Origin of the sequence: Occallatibacter sp. (assembly GCF_035317045.1) — a bacterium.
In the GTDB taxonomy this organism is placed as follows: Bacteria; Acidobacteriota; Terriglobia; order Terriglobales; family Acidobacteriaceae; genus Telmatobacter.
The window spans coordinates 122,184-147,363 of record NZ_DATHHT010000011.1 but is presented as its reverse complement, the minus strand read 5'-3'; the positions used below and the strand labels follow the sequence as shown (position 1 = coordinate 147,363).

23 protein-coding genes are annotated in these 25,180 nt (G+C 55.8%); 9 read left to right on the top strand and 14 right to left on the bottom strand.

Annotated features, from left to right (window positions below):
* Positions 1 to 184 precede the first annotated feature (184 nt).
* From VK574_RS03975 to VK574_RS03960, 4 genes are read left to right on the top strand one after another with little or no spacing between them, the layout of a single operon-like run.
* A complete protein-coding gene (locus tag VK574_RS03975) occupies positions 185 to 1,060 on the top strand; it encodes a methyltransferase domain-containing protein (protein WP_472798513.1) in 876 nt (291 codons plus the stop codon).
* Positions 1,057 to 2,283, top strand: a complete 1,227-nt coding sequence (locus VK574_RS03970; protein WP_472798512.1) for an acyltransferase family protein — start codon at positions 1,057 to 1,059, stop codon at positions 2,281 to 2,283. The genes VK574_RS03975 and VK574_RS03970 overlap by 4 nt, the downstream gene beginning before the upstream one ends.
* Positions 2,284 to 2,301: 18 nt before the next feature.
* Positions 2,302 to 3,240: a glycosyltransferase family 2 protein gene (locus VK574_RS03965; protein ID WP_472798511.1), complete on the top strand. Its 939-nt coding sequence runs from the start codon at positions 2,302 to 2,304 to the stop codon at positions 3,238 to 3,240.
* Positions 3,241 to 3,729, top strand: coding sequence for a GtrA family protein (locus VK574_RS03960; RefSeq protein WP_472798510.1), 489 nt, complete (start codon positions 3,241 to 3,243; stop codon positions 3,727 to 3,729).
* 8 nt (positions 3,730 to 3,737) lie between these two features.
* On the opposite strand, the gene VK574_RS03955 is transcribed toward VK574_RS03960, so the two are convergent.
* The 8 genes from VK574_RS03955 to VK574_RS03920 all read right to left on the bottom strand — a co-directional run bounded on the left by VK574_RS03955 (position 3,738) and on the right by VK574_RS03920 (position 11,510).
* The gene (locus tag VK574_RS03955) at positions 3,738 to 4,829 is read right to left on the bottom strand and encodes a class I SAM-dependent methyltransferase (RefSeq protein WP_472798509.1); all 1,092 of its coding nucleotides are present in this window, start codon (positions 4,827 to 4,829) and stop codon (positions 3,738 to 3,740) included.
* A gap of 97 nt (positions 4,830 to 4,926) precedes the next feature.
* Positions 4,927 to 5,760, bottom strand: coding sequence for an SDR family oxidoreductase (locus VK574_RS03950; RefSeq protein WP_472798508.1), 834 nt, complete (start codon positions 5,758 to 5,760; stop codon positions 4,927 to 4,929).
* Between the two features lie 14 nt (positions 5,761 to 5,774).
* A complete protein-coding gene (locus VK574_RS03945; RefSeq protein WP_472798507.1) occupies positions 5,775 to 6,617 on the bottom strand; it encodes an SDR family oxidoreductase in 843 nt (280 codons plus the stop codon).
* A gap of 28 nt (positions 6,618 to 6,645) precedes the next feature.
* On the bottom strand, positions 6,646 to 7,416 hold the full coding sequence (locus VK574_RS03940; protein ID WP_472798506.1) for an SDR family NAD(P)-dependent oxidoreductase: 771 nt from the start codon (positions 7,414 to 7,416) through the stop codon (positions 6,646 to 6,648).
* A 4-nt stretch (positions 7,417 to 7,420) separates the two neighbouring features.
* The gene (locus VK574_RS03935; protein WP_472798505.1) at positions 7,421 to 8,263 is read right to left on the bottom strand and encodes a sugar phosphate isomerase/epimerase family protein; all 843 of its coding nucleotides are present in this window, start codon (positions 8,261 to 8,263) and stop codon (positions 7,421 to 7,423) included.
* A 7-nt stretch (positions 8,264 to 8,270) separates the two neighbouring features.
* The gene (locus VK574_RS03930) at positions 8,271 to 10,091 is read right to left on the bottom strand and encodes a thiamine pyrophosphate-binding protein (RefSeq protein WP_472798504.1); all 1,821 of its coding nucleotides are present in this window, start codon (positions 10,089 to 10,091) and stop codon (positions 8,271 to 8,273) included.
* Between the two features lie 9 nt (positions 10,092 to 10,100).
* On the bottom strand, positions 10,101 to 10,628 hold the full coding sequence (locus VK574_RS03925) for a KdsC family phosphatase (protein WP_472798503.1): 528 nt from the start codon (positions 10,626 to 10,628) through the stop codon (positions 10,101 to 10,103).
* Positions 10,629 to 10,634: 6 nt separating this feature from the next.
* Positions 10,635 to 11,510 carry an N-acetylneuraminate synthase family protein gene (locus VK574_RS03920; RefSeq protein WP_472798502.1) on the bottom strand — a complete coding sequence of 292 codons (876 nt, stop codon included), beginning with the start codon at positions 11,508 to 11,510 and terminating at the stop codon, positions 10,635 to 10,637.
* Positions 11,511 to 11,714: 204 nt separating this feature from the next.
* Here VK574_RS03920 and VK574_RS03915 point away from each other — a divergent pair, with 204 nt between their 5' ends.
* Positions 11,715 to 12,836: an NAD-dependent epimerase/dehydratase family protein gene (locus VK574_RS03915; protein WP_472798501.1), complete on the top strand. Its 1,122-nt coding sequence runs from the start codon at positions 11,715 to 11,717 to the stop codon at positions 12,834 to 12,836.
* 17 nt (positions 12,837 to 12,853) lie between these two features.
* Here VK574_RS03915 and VK574_RS03910 read toward each other — a convergent pair whose 3' ends face one another.
* Both VK574_RS03910 and rfbH read right to left on the bottom strand, forming a co-directional pair.
* Positions 12,854 to 13,474: a D-sedoheptulose-7-phosphate isomerase gene (locus tag VK574_RS03910; RefSeq protein ID WP_472798500.1), complete on the bottom strand. Its 621-nt coding sequence runs from the start codon at positions 13,472 to 13,474 to the stop codon at positions 12,854 to 12,856.
* A 28-nt stretch (positions 13,475 to 13,502) separates the two neighbouring features.
* Complete coding sequence (rfbH, locus tag VK574_RS03905) at positions 13,503 to 14,888, bottom strand: lipopolysaccharide biosynthesis protein RfbH (RefSeq protein WP_472798499.1); 1,386 nt, start codon at positions 14,886 to 14,888, stop codon at positions 13,503 to 13,505.
* A 134-nt stretch (positions 14,889 to 15,022) separates the two neighbouring features.
* On the opposite strand from rfbH, the gene rfbF reads away from it, so the two are divergent.
* From rfbF to VK574_RS03885, 4 genes are all read left to right on the top strand, one after another.
* The gene (gene rfbF, locus VK574_RS03900; RefSeq protein ID WP_472798498.1) at positions 15,023 to 15,793 is read left to right on the top strand and encodes a glucose-1-phosphate cytidylyltransferase; all 771 of its coding nucleotides are present in this window, start codon (positions 15,023 to 15,025) and stop codon (positions 15,791 to 15,793) included.
* On the top strand, positions 15,790 to 16,926 hold the full coding sequence (gene rfbG / locus VK574_RS03895) for a CDP-glucose 4,6-dehydratase (protein ID WP_472798497.1): 1,137 nt from the start codon (positions 15,790 to 15,792) through the stop codon (positions 16,924 to 16,926). Before rfbF ends, rfbG begins: the two co-directional genes overlap by 4 nt.
* 41 nt (positions 16,927 to 16,967) lie before the next feature.
* On the top strand, positions 16,968 to 19,664 hold the full coding sequence (gene polA, locus VK574_RS03890) for a DNA polymerase I (RefSeq protein ID WP_472798496.1): 2,697 nt from the start codon (positions 16,968 to 16,970) through the stop codon (positions 19,662 to 19,664).
* A gap of 126 nt (positions 19,665 to 19,790) precedes the next feature.
* On the top strand, positions 19,791 to 21,398 hold the full coding sequence (locus VK574_RS03885; protein WP_472798495.1) for an NAD(P)/FAD-dependent oxidoreductase: 1,608 nt from the start codon (positions 19,791 to 19,793) through the stop codon (positions 21,396 to 21,398).
* A gap of 222 nt (positions 21,399 to 21,620) precedes the next feature.
* Here VK574_RS03885 and glmM read toward each other — a convergent pair whose 3' ends face one another.
* The 4 genes from glmM to VK574_RS03865 form a co-directional block, all read right to left on the bottom strand.
* The gene (glmM, locus tag VK574_RS03880) at positions 21,621 to 22,994 is read right to left on the bottom strand and encodes a phosphoglucosamine mutase (RefSeq protein WP_472798494.1); all 1,374 of its coding nucleotides are present in this window, start codon (positions 22,992 to 22,994) and stop codon (positions 21,621 to 21,623) included.
* 4 nt (positions 22,995 to 22,998) lie between these two features.
* Positions 22,999 to 24,345 carry an exodeoxyribonuclease VII large subunit gene (xseA, locus tag VK574_RS03875; RefSeq protein ID WP_472798493.1) on the bottom strand — a complete coding sequence of 449 codons (1,347 nt, stop codon included), beginning with the start codon at positions 24,343 to 24,345 and terminating at the stop codon, positions 22,999 to 23,001.
* A 110-nt stretch (positions 24,346 to 24,455) separates the two neighbouring features.
* Positions 24,456 to 24,788 (bottom strand): Hpt domain-containing protein, encoded by a 333-nt coding sequence (locus VK574_RS03870; RefSeq protein WP_472798492.1) that lies wholly within the window; start codon positions 24,786 to 24,788, stop codon positions 24,456 to 24,458.
* 9 nt (positions 24,789 to 24,797) lie between these two features.
* Positions 24,798 to 25,169, bottom strand: coding sequence for a response regulator (locus VK574_RS03865; protein WP_472798491.1), 372 nt, complete (start codon positions 25,167 to 25,169; stop codon positions 24,798 to 24,800).
* Between the last annotated feature and the right edge of the window lie 11 nt (positions 25,170 to 25,180).

Below are 25,180 nucleotides of genomic sequence, written 5' to 3'. Positions count from 1 at the left end.
TAAGATCCGGAAAATGTTTGAAAGATCGTACACCCAGGCGTTAGTTTTCTTTGGTTTGAGGCGTTACGATGGTACCAACTTGATCAACACAAAAGCCCGGAATAGGTGCGCCTTTCGGTGGATACTGGCCTTAGGTTTGCAAACTCTTTTTAACTAGGTCCTATTTGCTGGAGCGGGGCGTTGCATGATCGAAGTAAAAAGCTGCGTCATCTGCGAAGCTCCAATCCGGCTGCTGAAGCGCGCACTCGTCGCTCCTTTCCTGGCGGAGCGGATTTGGAACAGAGCACCCTTCTGCGTGGATTTGGTGAAATGCGATTCTTGCGGCTTCATGTTCTACAACCCTCGCCTCGATGATGGCGATCTTCAGAAACTCTATAGCGGCTATCGTGCCCAAGAGTATCAACGCATGCGCCACGCTACCGAGCCTTGGTATACCACCAAATTCAATGCGGACCTGGCATCTGAGGATTCGTACCGGAAACGACGTGCAAAGCTTGCGCCGATTTTCAACGAGCACCTTAAGAACCGAAAGATCGAACGGATCCTCGACTATGGCGGGGATCGAGGTGATTTGGTGGTTGGACTGTTACCGGGTGCCGAGGCATTCGTCTACGACATCTCAGGAATCCCGGCCACAAATGGCGTGGAAGCGGTCGCAGACCCGGCAACCTGCATGGCCGATCTTATTGTCAACAGCAATGTTCTGGAGCACGTAGGATTTCCGGTCGATCTTGTGAAACAACTCCTCCGTGCGGCTCCCGAAAGGGGACTCGTTTTCCTTGAGGTTCCCTGCGAAATTCCGTTGGGGCTTTCGAGGATCGCACGACGACTCGCGCAGATCGGCGTGATGACGCTTTTCCACCCCTCACTTTCCCGCTATATCTTCCGTCCGGCTACGTTCTACATGATGCACGAGCACATCAATTACTTTACGGAGCAGTCTCTCATCAGCTTGATGCGTGTGTGCGGTGGAACAGTTTTCGCATCAGGCAGCTATTCTTCATCAGGCAGAGCGGGCGACGCAGACATGGCTTGGTGTCTGGCGAGCAAGCGGCCATGATAGATGCCGTGGGGATTCAGCAGGCCGAGCGACGGGGTCTGTTGCAGCACGCCGATGTTCTCGAGGTGCCAACTACTGGAGTTCGTGCAGCACAACCGAAACATATGCCCGAATTGGATGGCATTCGAGGTCTGGCAATCCTCGGCGTTCTCCTGTCTCACGGAGCCGGACTCACTGGAATCTTTGATGGCATGAATGGATCCGTTGCTGCAATCCTATTCAGACTCACGATGATTCCTCTTTGGGGCGGGGTCGATCTTTTCTTCGTGCTTTCCGGTTTCCTGATCACCGGAATCTTACTCAAGACGAAGGACTCTCCGCATTATTTTTCGTCTTTTTATGCCCGTCGCATTCTGCGAATTTTTCCGATTTACTATCTGACGCTGATATCTACGCTAATTGCAGCTCACTTCCTTTTCTTGATTCATACCCTCCTTCCGCCTACGACGTTGTGGAAGGTAGCGTACTTTGTCTACCTCCAAAACTGGCCCGGGTTTTGGCATGGTCAAGGGATGCTTTCAGGTATCTGGGGCGCATATTGGAGTTTAGCGGTTGAAGAGCAGTTTTATATCGTCTGGCCACTCTTCGTCTGGTTGTTTTCTGGACGGGCCCTGCAGAGACTATGCATCTTCGGGATTATTTGTGCTTTGCCGCTGCGGATCTTACTCTCCGTATATGCCTTCGGCGCAAGCTTTGGCCTGGCTCAGCTCACCGGTAGCAGAATAGATGGTCTTCTTGCCGGCGCGGCTTGCGCGCTCTATATGGCGAGGGAGCAGAGGCCTTTGCCGATCGGTATGATCAAAGCCTTAGGATTAACCGGTGCGGCAATCATGTGTTATATCGCCACCTTCCACACCATCGAACTCATTCGCACGAATCAATGGATCATGACGCTCGGAATAACTGGCTTTGTTTTGCTTTCAACGGCGCTCGTAGCATTGTCGCAGCACCATACCGCACCGGCGCAGAGGTTGCTTAGTTCCAAGGTGCTTCAGACGGCTGGAAAGTATAGCTATGGCATGTACGTTTACCACACATTGGTATTTCTGCCCTTCAGTTTCTACGTCAAGAGCGACGCAGGTGCGTGGACTCGCTCCAATTTTGGAATTGGCGTACTTTTCATGCTGTTCGAATTCTCCCTAGTGTTTCTCATTGCCAAACTTAGCTATGACCTCTTGGAGGTCCGATTCCTGCGTCTGAAGATGCACTTTAAACCGGCCTAGTGCCACGAAGGAAAACGAGTGGACAAGAAACTGATCACCATCATCACCCCCTGCTACAACGAGGTGCTGAATGTCCGCGAGACTCATCGCCGGGTGATGGCGATGGCGGCACAGCTGCCCGAATATCGCGTCGAACATCTCTTTGTCGACAATGCTTCGAAGGATGGCACGGTAGACGAGTTGCGCAAGATGGCCGCGGAGGATCCCAGCGTCAAAGTTATCGTGAATGCCCGCAACTTTGGCGCGGACCGTTCGGGAATGAACGGGCTTCTGCAGGCGCAGGGAGACGCCATCGGCAGCGTGGCAGCAGATCTCCAGGACCCGCCGGAGTTGTTCATCGAAATGATTCGCGAATGGGAGAAGGGCTTCCCGATTGTCGCCGCCGTCAAGAACTCCAGCGACGAAAGCGGCCTGATGTATCGCATACGTACCGCCTACTATCGTCTGGTGGCGCGTTTGACGAACGTCGAAGTTCTTGAGCACTTCACCGGTTTTGGCCTTTACGATCGCGCCGTGATCGAGCAAATCCGCAGCAATTTCCGTGACCCCTATCCCTACTTCCGGGGCATGATAGCCGAACTCGGCTTGCCGATTGCCAAGGTCTTCTACAACCAGGCACGCCGCGAGCGCGGGATCACTTCGAACAACTTCTACTCCCTCTACGACCTCGCGATGTTGGGGATCACAAATCTCTCCAAGGTGCCGCTGCGCCTTGTGATCTTTGGTGGATTTGTCTCGGCCATGATCAGCTTTGTTCTTGGTGTGTTTTACCTTGGCTACAAGCTTGTGTTCTGGAAAACCTTCACCGTTGGCGTAGCGCCCGTCGTCCTTGGCCTCTTTTTTCTCGGTTCGGTGCAACTCATCGCTCTTGGCATTATCGGAGAATATGTCGGCTCGATTCACACACTGGTGCTCAACCGCCCGCTGGTCACTGAGAAAGAGCGCATAAACTTCTAGGTGACTCCATCGCTTGTGAAACCGAGCCCCAACAAATCGCTGTCCCAGTTCATCCGTTACCTGCTGGTGGGCGGATTTAATACGGCGTTCGGTTACTCGGTCTTCGCTCTCCTGAACTGGTTGTTCCGGGGGCTCGGTTCTTTCAGTTACATGTATGCCTGGCTTATTGCCAATTTGATCGCAATCACAGCGGCTTTCCTGGCCTACAAGTGGTTCGTTTTTCGTACGCAAGGAAACTATGTAAGAGAGTGGATACGCTGCTTTAGCGTATATGGCAGCGGCATGATATTTGGGTTGATCGCCCTGCCTATCCTGGTTACAGCTCTCAGGCATACGATGCGCAGGCCCGAGCTTGCCTCCTATCTTGCTGTGGCACTCTTAACAACAGTCACTGTAATCCTCAGCTTCTTCGGTCATAGAGAGTTTTCGTTCCGACAAGGATTGGTAGGGAAGGACTTGAAACCTCCCCCCGAGGCTCCCAACGCATGACCAGAGCACTAGACAAAGAATACGGGCCTTCGCGGGTCAATCCGTTTGACCTGATCTTGTAGCGCATTTCGTCCCTCTGAGACGGTGATCGCTACCGGCCAGGGGTAGCGCATTATTCCTTCCTGAGGGTCTTCAGCTCTGTACTCCTTGCCCCCAATCGAGATTATTTGAGGCCGACGGTCCAGAATGACCATATTGCGCAAGTTGGAGAGAGGCCCCTCGTTTTCGGAAGACCGATAGAAGTTATCTCCTGACCCCCAAATCAGGACACCTTCAAACGTGTCGAGCTTGCTCTCAATCGCTCTTGCCCTTTGTTTCTCAGCCGAGATGTATTTGTTTGCCGCATCGAGGATGCTCGGGGACAAGGACCCGATAGCGCCGTTTCTTTTCTGGAGCAGCATCCCGAGAGCTGGGTACTCCCCTCCGTCGCGATATGGGAATGCGTACTCAAAATGCCGGACGTAGCCAAAGCCGTACACGGCGCACAGTCGCGTGAGAGCCTGTGGCGTGAAGTGGTTCACGTGCAGTCTGTCGAAATAGTAGAGAAATTCCTTTCGTTTATAAGTTTCATAACAAAGCGGATTTGGGACTTCAACATAAAGAAGCCCGTCGTCAACCAGAAGGCTATGTAACAGATGGAGGAGATCAAAATCGAGCAAGTGTTCGACGACATGGGACAATATCACGAGATCGAAGGGGCCATGCTCTTTGATGGCCGTCATATCGGAGACAATTATATTTTGCAGGCCTAGTGCAGACGCTTTGTTTGACCCGATCTGCACAGCGGGTCCTGGGTCGCATCCCAAAAATGTTGTTGTGGGAAAATCACCTGCAAGCTCTATGAGAAGGCTTGCCTCTCCGCAGCCAAAATCCAGAACTCTCCTGCTCTTTCCAAAAAATCCTCCTAGCGCATCCACGAGGTAGCTGCGCTGCAGGATTGAAATCGGCGAGTGAAGACTTCCCGCAGATAACTCCGCGTGATAGGAATCGTTAACCAGAGACTTGTAATACTCGTCGTAGTCTTGCTGGCGGCCACTCGCGACAAAAAGGAAGTTGTCTGAAGCGCAATGTCTGATCTCCAGTTCGGTAGGCAGGTTCATCTTCCTGTTGAATCGAAGACGCAAGATTGAATCTGTCTTTGATCCGCAGAGCGGGCAGTTTTGATTTCTCACATTCGGCTCCGATGTTGCGTATTAGTCATACAGCAGTCCATCCGCCGTCAACGACTAGGGCCTGTCCCGTCATATAACTGGAAGCGTCTGAAGCCAGGAAGAGCAGTGCACCGACCAATTCATGTGGTTTTCCGATCCGCCCCAGGCACGTGCAGGCACGCAGACGCTCTAGAAAGGGGCTATTCTGGTCGACGGTGTTGGCGCCGCTATCGTCTTCAGTGTTGGAGAACGGACCAGGCAAGAGAGCATTCGCACGGATGCCGTGCGGGCCCCAAAATGACGCTACGTAGCGAGTGAAACTGAGTAGCGCAGCCTTGGAGGCGGAGTAGCCTGGTGGGTTTATGAATTCGGTGCCTGCGTACAGCTGAGGTCGCGGCGCAACCAGTGCATACATCGTGGATATGTTGATGACGCTGCCTGAATGCTGTTGCTTCATTCGCATCCCGATTTTTTGGGTGGTAAGCGCAGCCCAATAGACACCCCCTGTAAGGTTGCGCATCCAGGTGTCCATTGTGGCGTTGTCAAGGGAGCCTTCTGGAACGTTGAATCCTGTGCCTGGGCCTAGCTCATGGGCATTGTTAATCAGCACGTCAATCGTCTTCTCACTATGTGCTATCTCATCCAGAACGCGGCTAAATGCCTCGATGTCGTACATATCGATCTGGAAATACGCGACTTTGTCATCACCGAATTCTCGCTCCCACTCTTTCGCCTCTCTCTGCAACCGTGCGGACCGTCCCAACGCTACGATTCGCGCTCCGTTTGTGAGGAGTGCTCGAACAAATGTTCGACCGAGGAACCCAGAAGCCCCTGTGATTACAGCGGTCTTCCCATCGAGCGAGAACAGGTTCGCACTCATAAGTTCTGGTGATTTCAAAGGCAACTACGGCCTCCATCAATGACAAGGTTCGTGCCCGTCATGTAGGACGACGCGTCGGAGCAGAGGAAAAGAATTGCACCCTGGTATTCGTCCCTTTCAGCCATTCGTCCCAGTGGAATCAATTGCCTAAGACGGCTCAGAAAAACCTCCGGCTGCCCGTTAAAGACACCTCCAGGAGATATCGCATTTACGCGTATGTTCGCTTGACTCCAATACGTCGCCAGATACCGGGTGAGCCCGATCAGAGCAGTTTTAACGACAGAATAGGTCACGGGCTTGACGGGCTGGAGGTCTTCTGGGAGGCCCTCGACGCGATAAAGCCGCTGATCCGGCGCTATCACGGCAAGGTCAGAAGCCACGTTGACAATTACGCCTGACTTCCGCCTCGCCATCTCTGCGCCAAAAACGCGGCTGCATAGGAAGGCTCCCGTTAAGCCGACGCGTATATCCGCTTCCCAGGAAGCTAATGGAAAGTTCTCCAATCGAGACCATGCGGTATTCCCATCTTCCACTTTAGGATTGTTGGCCGCGTTGTTAATCAGGATGTCAATTCGGCCGAATTTGTCGATGATCGTTTTTCGGACACCTTCGAGGTCGACCTCCGATGTGATGTCGCAGACGAGCCCCAGCGATTCTGTAGCGGACTCCGCGGCCAATTGCTTTCCGCGTGCCCCTGGGTTCGCCGTGTTCAGGTCAAGCAGAACGACCCGTGCACCCGCGCTCGCAAGAATGGCTCCATGATGATACCCAAGCAAACCGGCGCCCCCGGTGACAATAGCCACGCGGCCCGTAAGGTCGAAGAGAGTTGCAACTCGATTGGCAGGCTCTGTGGTCATAGAAGACAGTCCTTCACTTTCGCCGGCTTCAGATGCTCCGTGTTTGGCCGCCGTCAACGACGAAAACTCCGCCGGTAGCGAATTTTGAGACAGGGGAGACGAGAAAAGCAGCAAAGTCGGCAATTTCTTCCGGAGTTCCAAATCTTTGCTGCGGGACTTCAGACGAAATGTACTTCTCGACTTCGTGCGTTCGATTGGCCAAATGCCGTTCCCATGATCCACCCGGGAAGAGTACGTTGCCTGGGCATATGCAATTCACTCGGATGCGATCGGCGGCGACGGACCGTGATAAATTCTTGCTGTAGTTGACCAGAGCTGCTTTCGCAGCACTGTAGGGCAGCGGTGCGGGGCTTGCCTCCAAACCGGCAATTGAGCTCACAAACAAAATGTTACCCCCCCGAGACTTCATATGAGGGATGACGCTTTGAGCCAGGCGGATACTCCCAAAGAGATTGAGATTGAAGAGCCGCTCCCACTCGTTCTCGTCTAGTTCCCAACCCAAATTCCCGCTCCCGCTTCCAATGTTGGCAACTAGAATCTCAGGGCTTTGCCAAGTCTTGCAGATGGTGCTCAATACATCGTTTATTGCTGATGCCTGCGTTAGATCCGCCGAGATTCCAATTACCCGCTCGCCGAAATCTGTTCGAAGGTCCGCGCAAGCTGCATCCAGTGCGGCTTGATTGCGTCCATTGATGCAGACTCGGCATCCTTCACGAAGAAGAGCCGCAGCAATGGCTTTGCCGATTCCTCTTGAGGATCCAGCGACAATGGCAACGCGGCCGTTCAGTTGAAGATCCATATACTCACGTCAAGCACGATCGAATGAAGGCTGCCTGCTGTTTTGCCCAGTTTACCTCGTCACCATCCTGGCCTCGGGCGACCTGAAGAGTAAATCCGCCGGAGTAGCCAATTCTGCGAATACTTGAGAAGACATCAGCGAAATCTGCGCTCCCGTGCCCCAGGGGCTTAGTTTCGACTCTTCCGTCCGACCTACGCAGCCGGTCCTTGATATGGATGGAGCCGATGCGATTTCCGTAGGCGTCGAATTCTTCACTGGCAATGAAACCAAGGCCGGAGCTATTTCCAGTATCGTAGTTCACCTTGATCATTGGGTGGGGTATTTGGGCGAGGAAACGAGAGAAATCATCGGGTCTGAGATCTGCCTCCAGATGCATCTCCACGCCGGTTTCATCTGACACAGGCAACGCGCGCTCAAGCACGCCGAGTACAATGTCCTTTTCTCGCTGATCTCGCATGGCCGATGCATCCACGAATGGGAGCACGAGGCGTGAGGCCGCAATTTCCCCCCCCCAACGTAGTAACTGATGAATTATGCGTTCACGATGTTTTTGTTCTTCCGAATCACATCGAACGAGTGGAAAATCCATAAGCCAATCTGCGCAGATAGCGGGCGTCCCAATTCCGCTTTCGGATTTTAGTTGCACTAACTCTTCTCGGCCCTTTTCCGATGAGATAGGATTCTCTGACGATCCATAGTCGTCATAGATCCATTCGATGAAAGCGAGCCCGGCTTGCTGCGCGCGAACGAACTCCTGCCGCCACGATTTTCGAGGAAAACTCTGAAATCGTCCTTCTTCTGGCGGGGAGAGCCGTCCTTGCATGATTCCGATCGCGCGCTGTTGCATGCCTCTCCTATTCCGGAAGCGGCTTAACTAACATGTTGGCCAGAAACTCCTCACGCGGTAAGAAGGGGAATAAATCTTCGAGAGGCTTTGAAACAAACGACCCGTCTGGCTTTTGATAGGACTGGAGGCGCGGTTCTCGCATTTCGTCCTGAATTACGTTTACATCGCAGACGACGGGACCGTCCATCCTGAGCACATCCCGAACAGATGTCCGAAGATCCTCCTGACCTTTGATTACTGCTGTGCCTAAGCCAAAAGCGGATCCTATCTGCCTCAGATCCGGAATGGTGATGCCACTATTTCTATCAGCACCAATGATCGCTTGACCGAAATAGGCCCGCTGCGATGCTCGAATCGAGGCGTATCCCTCATTGTTTAGTACGAAGAATTTTATTGGAAGGCGGAGTCGGCGAATTGTTTCCAATTCTTGGATGTTGAACATGAACCCCCCGTCGCCGTCGATCGCAATAACCTCGCGTCCCGGGTTCGCAATTGAGACTGCGATTGCCATTGGGACTGCATATCCCATCGCGCCGAGGCCGGCTGTATGGTAGAGACGTTGCGAATGGGGAGTCGGACAAGCGAGCAAATAGATTTCGATTGCGGACCCTGAGTTTCCGACTACGAGCTTGTCTTCGGTCCCAACTTCCGTGCCAATGATCTCGGCGAGATGAAAGATGCTGACGCGGCCCTCGGGTTTGCGATGTTCTTCTGTGACGACGGGGTAGCGTGTCTTCCATTCGGCGCAGCGATTGTCCCAGGCGGACCGATCCGACCTCCGAATGGAACTGCCTTGGCTCAACAACTCGGTCAGGAAGGACTTGGCGTCGGAACAGATTGGCTGCTGCAGGTAAGGGTGGAGCTTTTTCAGTTCAGCCGGATCGATGTCCACGGCGACCTTGTGTGCTTCGCGAGCGAGATTTTGCGGCGCGTACCCGGTGATCGCAAAGTCCAGACGCACGCCGATGGCAAGCAGAAAGTCAGAGTTTTGCAGTGCGAAATTAGCACCGCGTGCTGCCACTGATCCGGGGCGCCCGACGTACGTTGCATCGTCGCTTGGGACCAGATCTGCCGCGCACCAGGTTGCCACGGTCGGAATCCCAAGGTGCGCTCGAAGCTGCTCGAACTCAGCTTCAGCATGTGCCAGGCGGATGCCGTTCCCAGCAAACAACAAAGGTCGCTCTGCTTCATTCAGCTTCTCAATCAGGCGACTGACTTCCGCCTTGAGATCCGAATACGCGGTTGAGTCCTGAATTTCGCTTGGATCGAATGGGCGCAGGTTTGCTGGATCTTCGATTGGAGAAGCCTGAACATCCAGCGGGATATCGACCCATACTGGGCCAGGCCGGCCATGCATCGCCACGTAGACAGCCTTTTCCAAGTGGTAGCGAATATCGTTCGGGTCGAGGACTGTCATCGAATACTTTGTAATGGGCTTCACAATGGACACAATGTCGACTTCCTGCACGCCTAATTGGCGCATCCCCAGCGGCTGGCCGTCGTTGTCGAACATTCTGTCCGGACGCTTCACTTGTCCTGAGATAAAGAGAGTCGGCGTCGAATCTAACCAGGCACCGGCGACACCAGTAACGGCGTTTGTTCCGCCTGGACCCGTGGTGACCATGCAAACGCCGAGATGGTTCGTCGCCTTGGCATATCCTTCAGCGCACATGGCGCTTGCCTGTTCGTGCGAATTGCAGATTGCCTGAAGCCGCGGCTCTGCGCCAAGAGATTGATTCAGGTGCATGGCGCCGCCGCCGGTGACGAGGAAGACGTGTTTGACGCCCTGGTCGGCGATGAAGCGCACAACGTAGTCGGAGAGTTTCATGTTTGGTTGTTAGGGCCTGGCTAAAACTTCGCGTGTATTCAGATCCTTTGCTGCCAGCAAGGCATCGATAACTTCACGCACAGCGCCGTTGCCTCCGGGACTCTGCGTTACCATGTGCGCCTGGTCGAGCACTTCGCGTGATGCGTTAGACGGAGCGGCAGAGAGCCCGGCAAGCTCCATCGCCGCAAGGTCGTTTATATCGTCGCCCATGTAGCAAATCTCTGCGAGCTCCACCCGCGCCGACGTTGCAAATTCCTTAAGAGCGCCAGCTTTGTCTCGGCAGCTCTTGGCTACGAATGCAATATGCATCTTGGAGGCATAGCGGTCTACCAGCGGAGAATCTTCTCCAGAGATCAGCGCCATGATCAATCCGGCACGCCTGGCCAGCGAGACGCCCATTATGTCAGCGAAGCAAAAGCGCTTCCACTCCTCACCGTTCGGACCCCACCAGAGACCGCCGTCGGTAAGCACGCCATCCACATCCATTGCGAGAGCACGGATCCGGCGGAGGAGGCTTGCTGGATCTGTTTCAGCCATATCGGACTAAACCGACGCCCCGACGCGACGCAGCTTTTTGATGATTGGGAATTCGCGTTCGTAGACCCGCTTAACGCCGTCTCCCTTGGCTTGTTCCCACAACCGAATGTCCCGCGCGAGCCGCGAGATTCCATTGGGTTCGAGCGAAGCTGCCTGATCCGAGCCCCATCCCGCGCGATCGAGCGTGATATGGCGTTCAACGCAGCATGCGCCGAGTGCGGCCGCGCAAACGCTGGTGGGAATGCCGGTCTCATGACCGGAGTAGCCGACTGGAACTTGATAGCGCGCTACCATTGTCGGAATTGCACGCAAGTTCAATTCGTCGTAATTAGCCGGATAGGTGCTGGTAGCGTGCATCAGAATCAGGTTCTCTTTTCCAAGGACATCCACCGCGTGGTCAATCTCAGCATAGGTGCTCATTCCAGTCGACAGGATGACGGGCTTTCCCGTCTTGCGAACGTGTCTGAGCAGGTTGTCATCGGTAAGGGAAGCGGAAGCGATCTTATGGACGGGTACCCTGAATTGTTCGAGGAAATCGACCGAGTCCTCGTCCCAGGGCGAAGCGAACCAGCACATCTTGATCGATTTGCAAAAAGCGTCGATCTCCTCGTATTCCTCGTGCTCGAATTCCAATCCGTGTTTCAGGTCGCCGTTGGTCGGGCCAAAAGGGTTCTCGCGCGGTTTTGCCAACTCTTCGGCGGTATACACCACATCCACCGTGCGTTTCTGGAATTTCACGGCGTCGCATCCAGCCGCGAGAGCAACGCTGATGAGTCGCTTGGCAATGTCGATGTTGCCATTGTGATTGATGCCGATTTCGGCAATGATGAAACAAGGCTGATCGTCGCCAACCAGTCGGGTACCAATCTTCAGGGTGCTCATGGGTTATTTACTCCTTCTTCGCTTCATGGGAGCGTCCCAACTTTCGGCAGTCCGGCTAGCTCATTGGCGATTCAGATCCCACTACGCGGTCATGATACCAGTTCATTTATATCTCGCTCTTGGATTTACGTTTGGTAAAGGTTACTGAAGATATGCGGCAGGAGCTTGCGGCCCCTCGTTCGGTGAAAAGGAGCGGCAGCAGGGATGGTCTGCCGACTCCCGCCCGACCCAGATCCGCTAACAACAGGTCCCTGCGCTTGCAGCGTTAGGGTTTATGCTGGTTGCGTGAAACCCCTGCCAGCTGAGGATCTCGAACACATTTGTGCGCATACCCGCGAGCTTTGGGAAAGTGCGCGGAGAAAGCGGTTGTTCATTACTGGTGGCACAGGGTTCTTCGGCACGTGGCTGGTTGAGTCCTTTGTCTATTGCAACCGCGAACTCTCTCTCAACGCGGAAGCGATAGTACTAACGCGAGATCCCTCAGCCTATTCTGCGAAAGCCTCTCAGCTTGCCAGCGACCCTTCTGTCAGATTGCTTTTGGGAGATGTTCGCACATTCGCCTTCCCACAGCAGCATATCGACTTTGTTGTTCATGCGGCGGCTCCAACGTCGACTGAGGCGGCCTCGCATCCGATGGATCTAATTGGCACGATGATTCATGGTACTGAGCGCGTGGTGGAATTGGCCAGAACGCGCGGAGCAGAGCGCTTTCTCCTCACCAGCTCTGGCGCAGTTTACGGACGACAGCCTGAAATGATCAGCCACATCGGCGAGGATTATATCGGAGGGCCGGACTGGCTGGATACGAACGCGGCGTACGCCGAAGGCAAGCGAGTTTCCGAGCAGATCTGTTCCATTAGCGCAAAGGAATCCGATATCCGATTCACTCTTGCCCGGTGCTTTGCGTTTATCGGACCGCACCTTCCGCTCGATCAGCACTTCGCAATCGGAAACTTTATCGGTGATGTGCTAGCCGGCCGAGACGTGGTCATCCGGGGAGATGGTACGCCCAAGCGCTCCTACCTTTACGCCGCTGACCTCGCCGTCTGGCTCTGGACCATGCTGCTTCGTGAACCCGATGTGCGATCGAACCCGAGAGTCTTCAATGTCGGTTCAGGAGAAGCGATCAGCATTCGCGATCTGGCGCAGACGGTGGTTGAGGAACTCAATCCTTCGCTGCGCATTGAAGTTGCCAAGCTTCCACAAGCAGGCCAGAGAGTGGAACAGTATGTTCCAAGCGTCCAAAAGGCCGAATCTTGCCTCGGCTTGCGTCCAAGGATCGAACTCAGGGAGGCAATACGCCGAACCGCGGCCTGGCATCGTTAGGACAATCAGTGTCAACGCTATGAGCGCACCGTGTGATGCGCCTCCGCCGGCTGCGCCGCACAAACACTCAGTTCAACCCAGTCGCAGAGCATGTGGCCGCATAGGATGTGCCCCTCCTGGATACGTGCGGTATCTTTCGAGGGGACTCGGAGAGTCGCTTCTGCGATCTTCAACATTGCTCCGCCTCCTTCTCCGGTAAGCGCTACCGTGAACGCACCTATCTTGCGGGCGGCCTCAAGTGCCAGGCAGACATTTTTGCTGTTTCCCGAGGTGGATATTCCGACCAGAATATCGCCGACGTTACACAGGGCTTCCACCTGACGCTGGAACACCTTTTCGTAACCATAGTCGTTGCCAATTGCCGTCAGAGCCGAGGTATCGGTTGTCAGAGCGATGGAGGGAAGCCCCCGTCGCTCCCGTCGAAAGCGCCCCATCAATTCGGCTGCGAGGTGTTGAGAATCAGCAGCGCTTCCACCGTTCCCGCACCAGAGGATTTTCTTGCCTTGAAGGATCGCGCGTGTCATTTCGCAGGCGATGCGCTCAAAAACCGGCCGTTGGCTCGACATGGCTTGAATCACGGCAATGTGTTCGTTGAGGGCGTGCTGAAAGATTGAATCCGGATTCGGAGAATTTGTCATGTCTAATCCTTGAACGGCGCGCGCTTTCTTATGGGCGACTTTGCGAATTTGGCTTAGCGGCCACACCGCTACCTAAGGGAACAACCAGTTCGCCGAGCCTCGGATTTGCTGCGAATCCCACGATCGTTTCCGCCACGTAGTCCAGCATCTTCTCGGTCAAGCCCGGGTAAACGCCGATCCAGAAAACGTTGTTCATGGCGAAGTCGGTGGTTTTCAGGTCGCCGATTACTCGGAATTCACAGCTTTCATAGGCGGGTTGGCGCAGGAGGTTGCCGCCAAACAGAAGTCGCGTTCCGATCTTTTTGGCTTCCAACTCGCGCACCAGGTCCTGGCGCGTGAAAGGCGCCGACTCGCGTACGCCTATCGGGAAGCCGAACCACGAAGGATCCGAACCAGGTGTCGCCTCGGGGAGCATTAAACAATCCTGCAACGGCTGCAAAGCCTTGAAAAGATGTCGAAAGTTTTCTTTGCGCCTTTCGATGAAGTGCGGCAGCTTGGCGATCTGCGACGCGCCGAGCGCGGCCTGCATGTCAGTGGCTTTGAGGTTGTAGCCGATGTGGGAGTACGTGTACTTGTGGTCATAGCCGCAGGGCAGGGAACCCAACTGCCAGTCGAAGCGCTTGCCGCAGGTGTTGTCTTTGCCGGGCTCGCACCAGCAGTCGCGGCCCCAGTCGCGGAAAGACTCGATCAGAAGCTGCAGGTTCGGCTTGTCCGTCAAGACCGCGCCACCTTCGCCGAGGGTGATGTGGTGGGCGGGGTAAAAGCTCACCGTGGCGATGTCGCCGAAGGTGCCCACATGCCGGCCATTCCAGGTTGATCCCAGGGCGTCGCAGCAGTCCTCGATCAGCCACAGATCGTGCTTTCTGGCGAAGGCTGTGACTGCATCCAGATCGAATACGTTGCCCAGGGTGTGCGCGATCATGATGGCTCGCGTCTTTGCGCTACGAGCCGCTTCAAGCTGGCTGACATCGATCTCGTACGTCGGCGGCGTGACGTCTACGAAGACCGGGATGAGCCTGTTCTGAATGATGGGATTGATCGTGGTTGGAAAGCCGGCCGCAACTGTGATTACTTCGTCACCCGGCTTGAGACGCCGGTCGCCCAATTTGGGAGAGGTCAGTGCGGTAAGCGCCAGAAGATTTGCCGAAGAACCGGAATTGACCAGGGAGGCGCAGCGAACGCCGACAAAGCGTGCCAGCTTGCGCTCGAAGTTCTCAGCGAAACGCCCCGTCGTGAACCAGGCGTCCAAAGCCGACTCGACTACTGCGCTCACATCGGCAGCGTCAATTACCTTGCCGGAGACAGGAACAGGCGTTACCCCGGGTATGAATTCGGTCGGCGGAAAGGCCTCATCAAAATACTGGGCCGTGAGGTCTAGGATTTGCTGCCGAAGCCGTCCACTGACATTAGTCATCGGGGGTCCACTCCCCAAGCATACCCAATCGAATCATCGCGGTGTACTGTATTAATCAAGGAAAGCCACCAACGTACCTAGTTGTATTCTGCCTGTAGCAAAATCGCGGGGTTTATTGACAGCAAGGGGATGAAATGAAAGCAGTTATCCTTGCCGGCGGTCTCGGCACGCGGCTTAGCGAAGAGACGGTCCTTCGTCCCAAGCCGATGGTCGAAATCGGGGGCCGGCCGATCCTATGGCACATCCTCAAAATCTATTCGCAGCACCAGATCAACGACTTCATCATCTGCTGCGGTTACAAGGGCTATCTGATCAAGGAGTACTTCGCCAACTATTTTCTCCACATGTCCGATGTGACTTTTGACATGCAGGAAAACCGGATGGAGGTCCACCAGAGTGTTGCCGAACCGTGGCGCGTGACCCTCGTCGATACCGGAGAGACTGCCGGGACCGGCGGCCGTCTGCGCAACGTCGCTCGCTATCTCAAAGACGAAGAGGCCTTCTGCATGACCTATGGCGATGGTGTCAGCGATATCGACATTACTGCCTCTATCGCCCTCCACAAGAGCCACGGCAAGCAGGCAACGATCACCGCGGTGCATCCCACAGCGAGGTTTGGTGGTCTTAGTCTGGAAGGGACGGAAATCACGGCCTTTCAGGAAAAGCCCGAAGGCGAAGGCGGCTGGATCAATGGTGGCTTCTTCGTCCTGTCGCCGTCTGTCATCAGCGAGATTCCCGACGAAGGAACGGCGTTCGAAGCCGGACCGATCCAGAGACTCACAGCTAGGAAGCAAGTGCAGGCCTATTTTCACCATGGATTCTGGCAGCCAATGGACACCTTGCGCGATAAGCAGCGCCTCGAAGAGCTTTGGGCCAGCGGGAGCGCTCCGTGGAAAACGTGGTGAACCGTCACCCCACGAACGAAGACCCGTTCGTGGGGACCCCGAACCCATGGCGGGGTCGCCGCGTCTTCCTCACCGGCCACACTGGATTCAAAGGCGGCTGGCTGGCCCTATGGCTTGCTGCGAAGGGTGCGCACGTCAGGGGATTTGCTCTCGATCCCCCATCGGAGCCCAACCTGTTCAATCTTGCTTCGGTTGCCGATGAGCTCGACGATGTTCGAGGCGATATTCGGGACTACTCCAGGCTTGAGGCCTCGCTTACTGACTTTGCTCCCGGGGTCGTCTTCCACCTCGCCGCGCAGCCTTTGGTGCGCCGTTCGTATGCTGATCCACTCGGCACGTACGGCGCAAATGTATTGGGTACAGCAAACCTGCTTGAGGCAGTTCGGAAGTCGGCAAGCGTTCGAGCTGTTGTGTGCGTCACAACCGACAAGTGCTATGAGAATCTCGAAACCGGTCAGTCTTACCGCGAATCCGACCCGCTTGGAGGACACGATCCCTATTCCTCAAGCAAAGCCTGTGCCGAGATTGTTGTGGCAGCCTATCGCGACTCATATTTTCCGTTGACTCGAATTGGCGAACATCGGGTCGCAATTGCCACGGCCCGCGCGGGCAATGTGATCGGCGGTGGAGACTGGTCAGAAGATCGCCTGATCCCTGACCTGATCCGCGGATTCGGTTCCGGCAAACCTGTGCTCATCCGCAACCCCAAAGCGATTCGCCCGTGGCAGCATGTGCTCGAACCGCTGCACGGGTACGTCATGCTTGCAGAGCATCTTCTGGCCGGTCGAGCGGAAGCGGCCTCCGCATTCAACTTCGGTCCCGACGATACCGAAGAGTGGCAGGTTGAGCGAATCGCGACGAAATTCGCTGCCATGTGGGGGGAAGGTGCATCATGGTCAGGCGATTCGAGTCAGAGCGTCCATGAAGCTCACACTTTGCGCCTCGACTCTCGAAAGGCGCACACCATCCTGGGATGGAGGCCACGTATGAACATCGAAACAACGTTTGAATGGACTCTTGACTGGTACAGGCACTGGCATGAAGGCGCGGACATGGCTCTCGAAACAAAAAACCAAATCGATGCTTACGACGGCCTGGTTCAGGGGAAACGGTCAGAGCCGTCGCTCTCTTAGAACTCAGCATTCCCTAGTCACTGCACTGATAAACTCATATCGTGCCAGACCAGCAGAAGCCTCCAGTCTTTCTTCTCGACGCGATGTCGTTTATTTTCCGCGCATACCATGCGATGCAGCGCAGCCGCCCCATGTCCACGCGGTCCGGCCTGCCCACCGCGGCAACGTACGTCTTCGTAAACATGATCAAAAAACTGCGCCAGGATTTCACCCCTCGCTACTTTGCCGCAGTCTTCGATCCCAGCGGCGCAGTCTTTCGTGACGAACGCGCCCAGGCTATGGGCATGCTGCGCAAGTGGAACTCCAAGTTGCAGAGCTTCGAAGATGTGAGCTACGACGGCTACAAGGCCAAGCGGGAATCCATGCCCGAAGATCTTCGGCGGCAGGTTCCTTATATTCGCCGCTCTCTCGAGGCGCTGCACATTCCGATTCTCGAAGCTCAGGGCTTCGAGGCGGACGATGTCATCGGCACTTTGGCTCGCGAAGCTGCCGAGCTTGGCCATGAGGTCTTCATCGTCTCCGGCGACAAGGACATGATGCAGCTCGTCACCGAGCACGTGAAGGTATTGAACCCGCAGAAAGACAACCTCATCCTTGACGCCGCAAAAGTGACCGAGGTCGTTGGCGTCCCACCGGAAAAGGTGGTCGACGTCATGGCTTTGCGCGGCGACTCCGTCGACAACATCCCTGGCGCCCCGGGAATTGGCGACAAGGGAAGTGTTGACCTGATCGTCGAATTCGGCAGTGTGGAAGCCGTCCTTGATCGTGCTTCAGAAGTTAAGCGCAAAAGTTACCGCGAATCGCTGGAGCAGAATCGCGACGCGGTGTTGCTTTCGAAGGAATTGGTCACCATCGACTGCCATGTTCCGCTCCCGCTCGATCTGAGGGCCATGGAGACACAGGAGCCGGACTTGGAAGCCTGTCGTACCCTCTTCAGCGAGCTCGAGTTCACGTCGATGCTTCGCGAACTCGCGCCATCTGCGTCTGCGCCCGCGCTCGAACTGATTGATAAGGCCACTGAACAACAGGAGGCGACATTTTACGAGGCTGCCCGCAAGAACGGTTTTGCTTTTGCTTTGGCGGCGAAGGAACCAACGGAAACGGATCCGGAGTCCGATGGACAACCGGTTCAGCAGACCATGTCATTGCTGGATGTTGTCGAAGAGGCTGAAAAGAAGACCGAATCGAGCATTGGTGTCAGCGCCGAAGCCGGCAAGGGTCTTTGTCTCCCGCTAACGCCACAGTTGAAGGCTTTGCTTGAAGATGCCGCTGTGTCAAAGTGCGTCCACGACTTGAAGCTCGCGATGCATGTCCTATGTGGCCTGGATGTCGACTTGCATGGCAAGATCGATGACTCGATGCTGCTCTCATACGCGTTAAATTCGACCCATACCACGCAGACTCTTGCCGATGTAGCTGCGCGCCACAATCAGTCCGCACCGAGTTCTCTGCCGGCCGCTGCCGCAGCAACCCAGGCTCTCGTGACCGATCTTCGTGCGGAGGCGGAACGCTGCAACGTCACAAAAGTCTACGAGGACATCGATCTGCCCCTTGCGCCTGTTCTTTACCGCATGGAGAAGAAAGGCGTCCGCATCGACACGGCTGTTCTCGACCATCTCTCGACGCGATTTGGGCAGGAAATGGAACGCGTTGGTGAACGTATCTTTTCGCTCGCCGGACGCCGGTTCAACATCAACTCGCCTAAGCAGCTCGGCGAGGTGCTCTTCAAGGATATGGGCCTGCCTGTGCCAGTGAAATACGGCAAGGGCAAAGCCATCTCCACCGCGCAGGACGTGCTGGAGGGCCTTGCGGAGACGAACGACGTGCCGCGACTCGTTCTTGAGTTCCGGCATCTTTCAAAACTCAAATCCACCTACGTTGACTCGCTGCCATTACTCGCCGACTCCGAGTCGCGTGTTCACACCACGTTTCAGGCCGCGGCCACATCGACCGGCCGCCTCTCATCGGTAAATCCGAATCTCCAGAACATTCCCATCCGCACCGAGTTGGGTCGCGAGATTCGGGCAGCGTTCGTCGCCGCGTCAGGCACAGAACTCCTCTCGGCCGACTACTCGCAGATCGAGTTGCGACTCCTTGCGCACTTCAGCGGAGATCCGCTACTTGTGCGCGCCTTTCAGAACAACGAAGACATCCACACCATCACAGCAAGCGAAGTATTCGGCGTCCCCGCTGACTCCATGGACAAGGAGACGCGGAATCGTGCCAAAGCGGTGAACTTCGGAATCGTGTACGGCATCTCTCCTTTTGGACTCGCCGCACAATTGGGCATCCCGCAAGCCGAAGCAAGAGCCTATATCGATCGCTATTTTGCTCGCTACCAGGGAGTAAGGGCATTCATCGAGAAGACCCTTGAAGACACGCGCCGTGAGGGTGCGGTGCGTACGCTCTTCGGACGCGTCCGGCCCATTCCCGATATCACGAGCCGGAATCCGAATTCCCGTGGATTCGCTGAGCGCACCGCCGTGAATACACCCTTGCAGGGAACGGCGGCCGACCTGATCAAGCTGGCAATGATCGCACTCGATCGTAAGCTCACAGGGCGCAAGCTAAAAACCCGCATGGTTCTGCAGGTTCACGACGAACTGCTTTTTGAGGTTCCCTCAGCCGAAAGGGAGGAAGTGGAAGAACTGGTGCGCGGTGAGATGGAAGGTGTGATCAAGCTGAATGTGCCCCTGGTTGCCGACCTGGGTTTCGGCCCTAATTGGCGCGACCTTTAGTCCGTAATTCTTGCCGATAGGGCCATTGCATTTGTCTTGGTTGGCGCTGGCTTCGAGTGTTTTTAGCCACCATCCAGACGGATCCGTCAATGTACACTGAAGCCGCCATAGTACATGAGGTTAGGCTTGAAAGAGGACACTGCGAGAAAGAGTCCACCAAAGCAGGGGACGGCGATCATCATTGGTGCGGGCCCCGCCGGACTTACGGCAGCACTAGAATTGCAGCGCCACTCAAACATCAAGCCAATTCTTATTGAAGCTGACACCCAGGTTGGCGGCCTCTCGCGCACGGTCTGCTTTAAGGGTAACCGTATGGATATCGGCGGCCACCGATTCTTCTCAAAATCAGACCGAGTTATGCAGTGGTGGCTCGACCTGATGCCCGTAGAAGGCGATGCTTCAGGCGATGGCGAACTCCGATATCAAGGGCAGCAACGTGGAGTTCCAAAGAGTGGCAATTTCGCAGATCCGGCGACTGATGAACTCGTCATGCTTGTTCGCTCCCGCAAAAGCCGCATTTATTTCAGACGTCGCTTTTTCGATTATCCTATCCGCCTCACTGCAGATACGCTCAGGAAGATGGGTTTGGCTCGCACAATTCGCGCCGGCGCGAGTTACATGCGCTCAGCGATCCTGCCGCGCCGCCAAGAGCGCTCGCTTGAAGACTTCCTTATCAATCGCTTTGGCCGGGAATTGTACGAAACGTTTTTCCGTTCTTATACCGAAAAGGTCTGGGGTGTACCGTGCGACAAGATCAGCGCTGAGTGGGGTGCACAACGAATCAAAGGCCTTTCACTCAAGGGTGTTGTCACACATTACCTTTCCAGGAAATTCGGCAATTCTGACACCAAGAATATTACGCAGAAGCAGACGCAAACTTCGCTCATCGAGAAATTCCTCTATCCCAAATTCGGGCCAGGTCAATTATGGGAACACGTTGCGAGGCTGGTGTGCCAGAACAGCGGCGAAATTCATTACGGAATCCAAGTTGATCGGATCAATGTAGTGGGAAGCAACGTGATATCGGTCGCAGGAAGCGATGTGAAAGGTCAGCGCGTCCTATTTGAAGGCGACTACTTCTTCTCCACGATGCCGGTGCGCGACCTGGTGCGCGGACTTTCGATACCAGCCCCCGCTGAAGTCAGGGACGTGAGCGAGGGACTTGTATATCGCGATTTCATCACCGTCGGTCTTCTCGTCAAGAAGCTGAAGCTCGCAGAGCCGGACGGAACGCTTCTCCGAGACAATTGGATTTATGTGCAGGAATCCGACGTGCACGTCGGGCGGTTGCAAATCTTCAATAATTGGAGCCCGTGGCTTCTGGCCAACCCAGACAAGGTTTGGATTGGCCTCGAGTACTTCTGCAACGACACAGATCCTATCTGGAGATTATCGGACGAGCAGATGACAGAATTTGCCATTGGCGAAATCTCCAAAATAGGCATGCTATCTGCTGAAGACGTAGAAGACGCACACGTTGTTCGCGTACCCAAAACCTACCCGGCATATTTCGGTACGTACAACCGATTTCATACCATCCGCGATCATCTCGATCAATTTGCGAATCTTTACCTGATCGGCCGAAATGGGATGCACAAATACAACAACCAAGATCATTCCATGCTTACGGCAATGGCCGCCGTCGAGAACATCGTAAACGGCATCACAACCAAGGACAACATCTGGGCCATCAACACCGAGATGGATTATCACGAGGAAAAAGCCGCGAAATAAACTCCATGTTCTTCGCGAATCTGTGTCGCAATCGCCCCTGCGTGTCGGCTCGTCTTCGCCAATTGGTAGCAATCTGTCGGGTGGCACTCAGGAGAAATAAGACCGATCAGCGTATGCGTCGATCGTGAGGTCCAATCCGCCTGTCGACGTCGTCGAATTTCGGCAGGCTACTCTGGCGATCCCCATCGGTATGGCGGATCCAAAGCAATATACGCCGGAATTCTACGCCCCCAACTCCGACCGAATCGCGCTAGCAATCGCGTCTGCGTGTCGACGCATTGCCTCTTCGCTCTCGGCTTCGATCATCACTCGTGCCAGAGCTTCGGTTCCGGAGTACCGGATCACAACGCGGCCTGAATCCTTCAACTCTTCTTCCGCCGCGCGAATACTCGACGCGACCGTCGGAATCCCCTCGAGTGGCATTTTCTCTCTGACTTTTATATTCACAATAATCTGTGGGAATACCTTCAAGTCGTGTGTCAGTTCGTCCACGCTTTTACCTGTGCGGGCAACCAAGTCCAACACAACAAGCGCCGTCAGAAGTCCGTCTCCGGTTGTGGCAAGGTGAGGGAAGAGAATATGACCGGACTGCTCTCCACCCAATGCCGCGCCATGCTGCTGCATCTGTTCGAGTACGTATCGGTCGCCGACAGAGGCGCGCAACATGTGAATCCCCGAGCGTTTCAGCGCTGCTTCCAACCCCATGTTGGACATGGTAGTAGCCACGACAAGATCGCCGGTCAGCATTCCACGCGCCTTCAGGTCGCGCGCGGCCATCAGCAGAATACCGTCGCCATTGATGACGTTTCCATGTGCGCCAGCCAGCATGCACCGATCTGCGTCCCCATCAAACGTCAGCCCGATCGCCGCCGCCCGCTTCTGAGCTTCCTTAGCAACCCACTGCGGATGCAATCCACCGCAACCGTCATTGATGTTGCTGCCGTCCGGTGAAATATTGAGTAACGCAAACTCCTTCGGAATCCGCGCACCCAACCTGGCAAACAACTCCGGCGCAACCGCCGAGGCAGCGCCATTCGCGCAGTCCGCAACGATTCGCAAACCATCGAGATTCAGCCCCGGCACGCAATCGATGAGGAACTGTATGTAGTCCTCGGCAAGAGCCGCGTTGTCGTCCACACGCGGAAGCGCTGACACCTCCGGCACGATGGCCTCTTCGACGTGGCGAAAAATGTCGTCCTCAATCGATGCCTCCACGGCATCCGGGAGCTTGAAACCGTCCTCGCCGAATAGCTTGATCCCGTTATCGCGCCATGGGTTGTGGGAAGCAGAAATCACCACGCCCGCATCAAAGCCGTGCGTTCGTGCGAGGAATGCCACCGCGGGAGTTGGAACCACACCGGCGGATTCCACGTTCACTCCGGTTTTGCGCAATGCGTGGGAGATGGTTGCTGCGATCCACAGGCTCGACTCGCGTGTGTCGCGACCGAGAATTACTTTTGCCTCGTGACGGCCGTGCAGTGAGTGTCCAAGCGCCAAACCCGTAGCGTGGATCGTTCTTGCATCCAACGGCGGTTCGCCCGCGACGCCTCGAATCCCGTCAGTGCCAAAGAGCTTCCTTGAAGTTCCTTTGCTCATAGCCTCACTTCTTGCGCTTTTTCCTTTCAGTTGATTCGTCAACGGTGCTGCTGAATTCACCGTCATGGAGCCGGGTTCTGATGTGCTCTCCCTGAACCACCTGGGCCACCGAGCGAATCACTGCACCGTCAGAGTCCAGCACAAGCGCGTAGCCGCGTTCCAGTACGGCGAGCGGTGACAGCGACCGCAGTCGAGCATCGAACGCCTCGACGCGGGCAGCCCACCTTCGCAGCGTTCTCTCGAGCGAGCGCTCCAGTCTTGCCGTTCCATCTGCAAGCCTGTCCCGCATGCGCGCCAGCATTTGGCGCGGTTCGTGACGAAGTACATCAGCCGCAAGATCCGCTACTTCTCGCCCTCGAGCGCGGATCGACTCACTGGCGTTTGCCTCCAAGCGAAACCCGAGATCATCCAGCCGCTGGCTGGCTCGGTACAGCATCGCAGTCACCCGCCGTTCCACGCGATCCAGCGGAATGCCGTCCAGCGATCGCCGCGCGTGCATCAGCTGAAAGCGCGCGGCGCGTTCCAAACGATTGCCCAGATTTTCAACTCGCTCCGCTACGCGATGCTGCGCCTCGGTAATCAGTTCCGCGGCCGCTGAAGGCGTGGGAGCTCTCAAGTCTGCCACAAAATCTGCAATCGTAAAATCCGTTTCGTGTCCAATCGCGGAAACTACCGGCAAGTTTGACGCGACAATTGCCCGCGCAACCTGCTCGCTATTGAACGCGCTCAAGTCCTCGAGCGATCCGCCGCCGCGCGCGATGACGATGACATCGACTAGCCCACTGGCGTTCAACTGAACCAGAGCCGCTTCCACTTCACTAGGTGCCTGCTCACCCTGGACCGCGGCTGGACACACAACCACATTCAGCCCGGCATGCCGCCGCCCCGCGATGTTAAGGAAATCGCGAATCACCGCGCCGGTCGGGGAAGTCACAATTCCCACGGAACGCGGAAAGGTCGGTAGAGGGCGTTTACGCGCAGACTCGAAAAGTCCTTCCGCCCTCAGTCGTTCTTTGAGTTGTTCAAATGCCAATTGAAGGGAGCCCGCGCCGACAGGTTCGATCGTTTCGCCCACAAGCTGCAGTTGCCCACGCTGTGCGTAGACACTCACGCGCCCGCGCACAAGCACGTGCAATCCGTCTTCCGGCTTGAAGCGCAGCAGAAGCGCCTGCCGACGAAACAGGACGACCGGCAATTGGGCATCCGCGTCTTTCAGCGTGAAGTACAAGTGTCCCGAAGGCGCCGGGCGGCAATTCGATATCTCGCCCTCGACCCAGATGTCGCCGTACTCCTGCTCGACCTGCTCGCAAACGCGTTCGACAAGCTCACGCACCGGCCAGATGCGACGCATTTGTAGCGGCGCTTCAAATGTCAGGTCGAGCTGTCGCACAGATGTGTCCTGTCGAGTCACCACTAAGAGTGTAATTGGTGAGGTGAGACGTGAAGTTGCTGAGAGCGCGGCTAACTGCGACTGGCGATGATCTTCTGGAGCTGCTCCGCTATCTGTGCCAGGCGCGCAGAAATTGTGGCGGGGTCGTTCAGTGGGCCTGTGTACAGATTTTCCGCTTCACGGGCCAGCTCCGTTCCTTCTTGCAAGCCGAAGGTCCCCAGGACGCCTGCGAGCTTGTGCGCGTCCGAACTTGCCGTTTGCTGTTCAGCGGCGTCAAGCGTTCCGTTGGCCGCGCGCTCTGCAGCCCTTTGCAGGGTTGTGACCCGTTCCACCATCTGCGGCAGGAACTTCGTCCACAGTCGATTCATGGTTTCAGCCAGCGGCGCTCCGACTGTCTCGTTCACCAAGACGCCTCAGATCCAGCCCAGAATGCCAGCAACCTGCTGCGAAAGAGTCATCGGGTCGAACGGCTTCACCAGCACGGCCTTCACGCCGAGATCGGCAAAGCGTGAGCGGTCCGTCGCCTGTACCTTTGCCGTGAGCAGCATAACCGGAATGTGTGCCGTTGCCGGGTTCTTCTGCAGTTCCCGAAACGTCGCCGGACCGTCCATTCCCGGCATCATCACGTCAAGCAGAATTGCGTCCGGTTGGTAGGACGTGGCGCGCGCCAATCCCTGGGCGCCCGAACTAGCCACCATCACTTCCCAGCCCGCCACTGTCTCCAGGCTCAATGCAGCTATTTCGCGGATATCGTCTTCGTCATCAATGATAAGAATGCGATGCATGAACTACATCT

Excerpts from the sequence above, each read along its gene's own strand:
- VK574_RS03975 (WP_472798513.1), top strand. The coding sequence starts at position 185 with ATGATCGAAGTAAAAAGCTGCGTCATCTGCGAAGCTCCAATCCGGCTG.
- VK574_RS03970 (WP_472798512.1), top strand. The coding sequence starts at position 1,057 with ATGATAGATGCCGTGGGGATTCAGCAGGCCGAGCGACGGGGTCTGTTG.
- VK574_RS03955 (WP_472798509.1), bottom strand. The coding sequence starts at position 4,829 with ATGAACCTGCCTACCGAACTGGAGATCAGACATTGCGCTTCAGACAAC.
- VK574_RS03950 (WP_472798508.1), bottom strand. The coding sequence starts at position 5,760 with ATGAGTGCGAACCTGTTCTCGCTCGATGGGAAGACCGCTGTAATCACA.
- VK574_RS03945 (WP_472798507.1), bottom strand. The coding sequence starts at position 6,617 with ATGACCACAGAGCCTGCCAATCGAGTTGCAACTCTCTTCGACCTTACG.
- VK574_RS03940 (WP_472798506.1), bottom strand. The coding sequence starts at position 7,416 with ATGGATCTTCAACTGAACGGCCGCGTTGCCATTGTCGCTGGATCCTCA.
- VK574_RS03935 (WP_472798505.1), bottom strand. The coding sequence starts at position 8,263 with ATGCAACAGCGCGCGATCGGAATCATGCAAGGACGGCTCTCCCCGCCA.
- VK574_RS03930 (WP_472798504.1), bottom strand. The coding sequence starts at position 10,091 with ATGAAACTCTCCGACTACGTTGTGCGCTTCATCGCCGACCAGGGCGTC.
- VK574_RS03925 (WP_472798503.1), bottom strand. The coding sequence starts at position 10,628 with ATGGCTGAAACAGATCCAGCAAGCCTCCTCCGCCGGATCCGTGCTCTC.
- VK574_RS03920 (WP_472798502.1), bottom strand. The coding sequence starts at position 11,510 with ATGAGCACCCTGAAGATTGGTACCCGACTGGTTGGCGACGATCAGCCT.
- VK574_RS03915 (WP_472798501.1), top strand. The coding sequence starts at position 11,715 with ATGGTCTGCCGACTCCCGCCCGACCCAGATCCGCTAACAACAGGTCCC.
- VK574_RS03910 (WP_472798500.1), bottom strand. The coding sequence starts at position 13,474 with ATGACAAATTCTCCGAATCCGGATTCAATCTTTCAGCACGCCCTCAAC.
- rfbH (WP_472798499.1), bottom strand. The coding sequence starts at position 14,888 with ATGACTAATGTCAGTGGACGGCTTCGGCAGCAAATCCTAGACCTCACG.
- rfbF (WP_472798498.1), top strand. The coding sequence starts at position 15,023 with ATGAAAGCAGTTATCCTTGCCGGCGGTCTCGGCACGCGGCTTAGCGAA.
- glmM (WP_472798494.1), bottom strand. The coding sequence starts at position 22,994 with ATGAGCAAAGGAACTTCAAGGAAGCTCTTTGGCACTGACGGGATTCGA.
- xseA (WP_472798493.1), bottom strand. The coding sequence starts at position 24,345 with ATGCGTCGCATCTGGCCGGTGCGTGAGCTTGTCGAACGCGTTTGCGAG.
- VK574_RS03865 (WP_472798491.1), bottom strand. The coding sequence starts at position 25,169 with ATGCATCGCATTCTTATCATTGATGACGAAGACGATATCCGCGAAATA.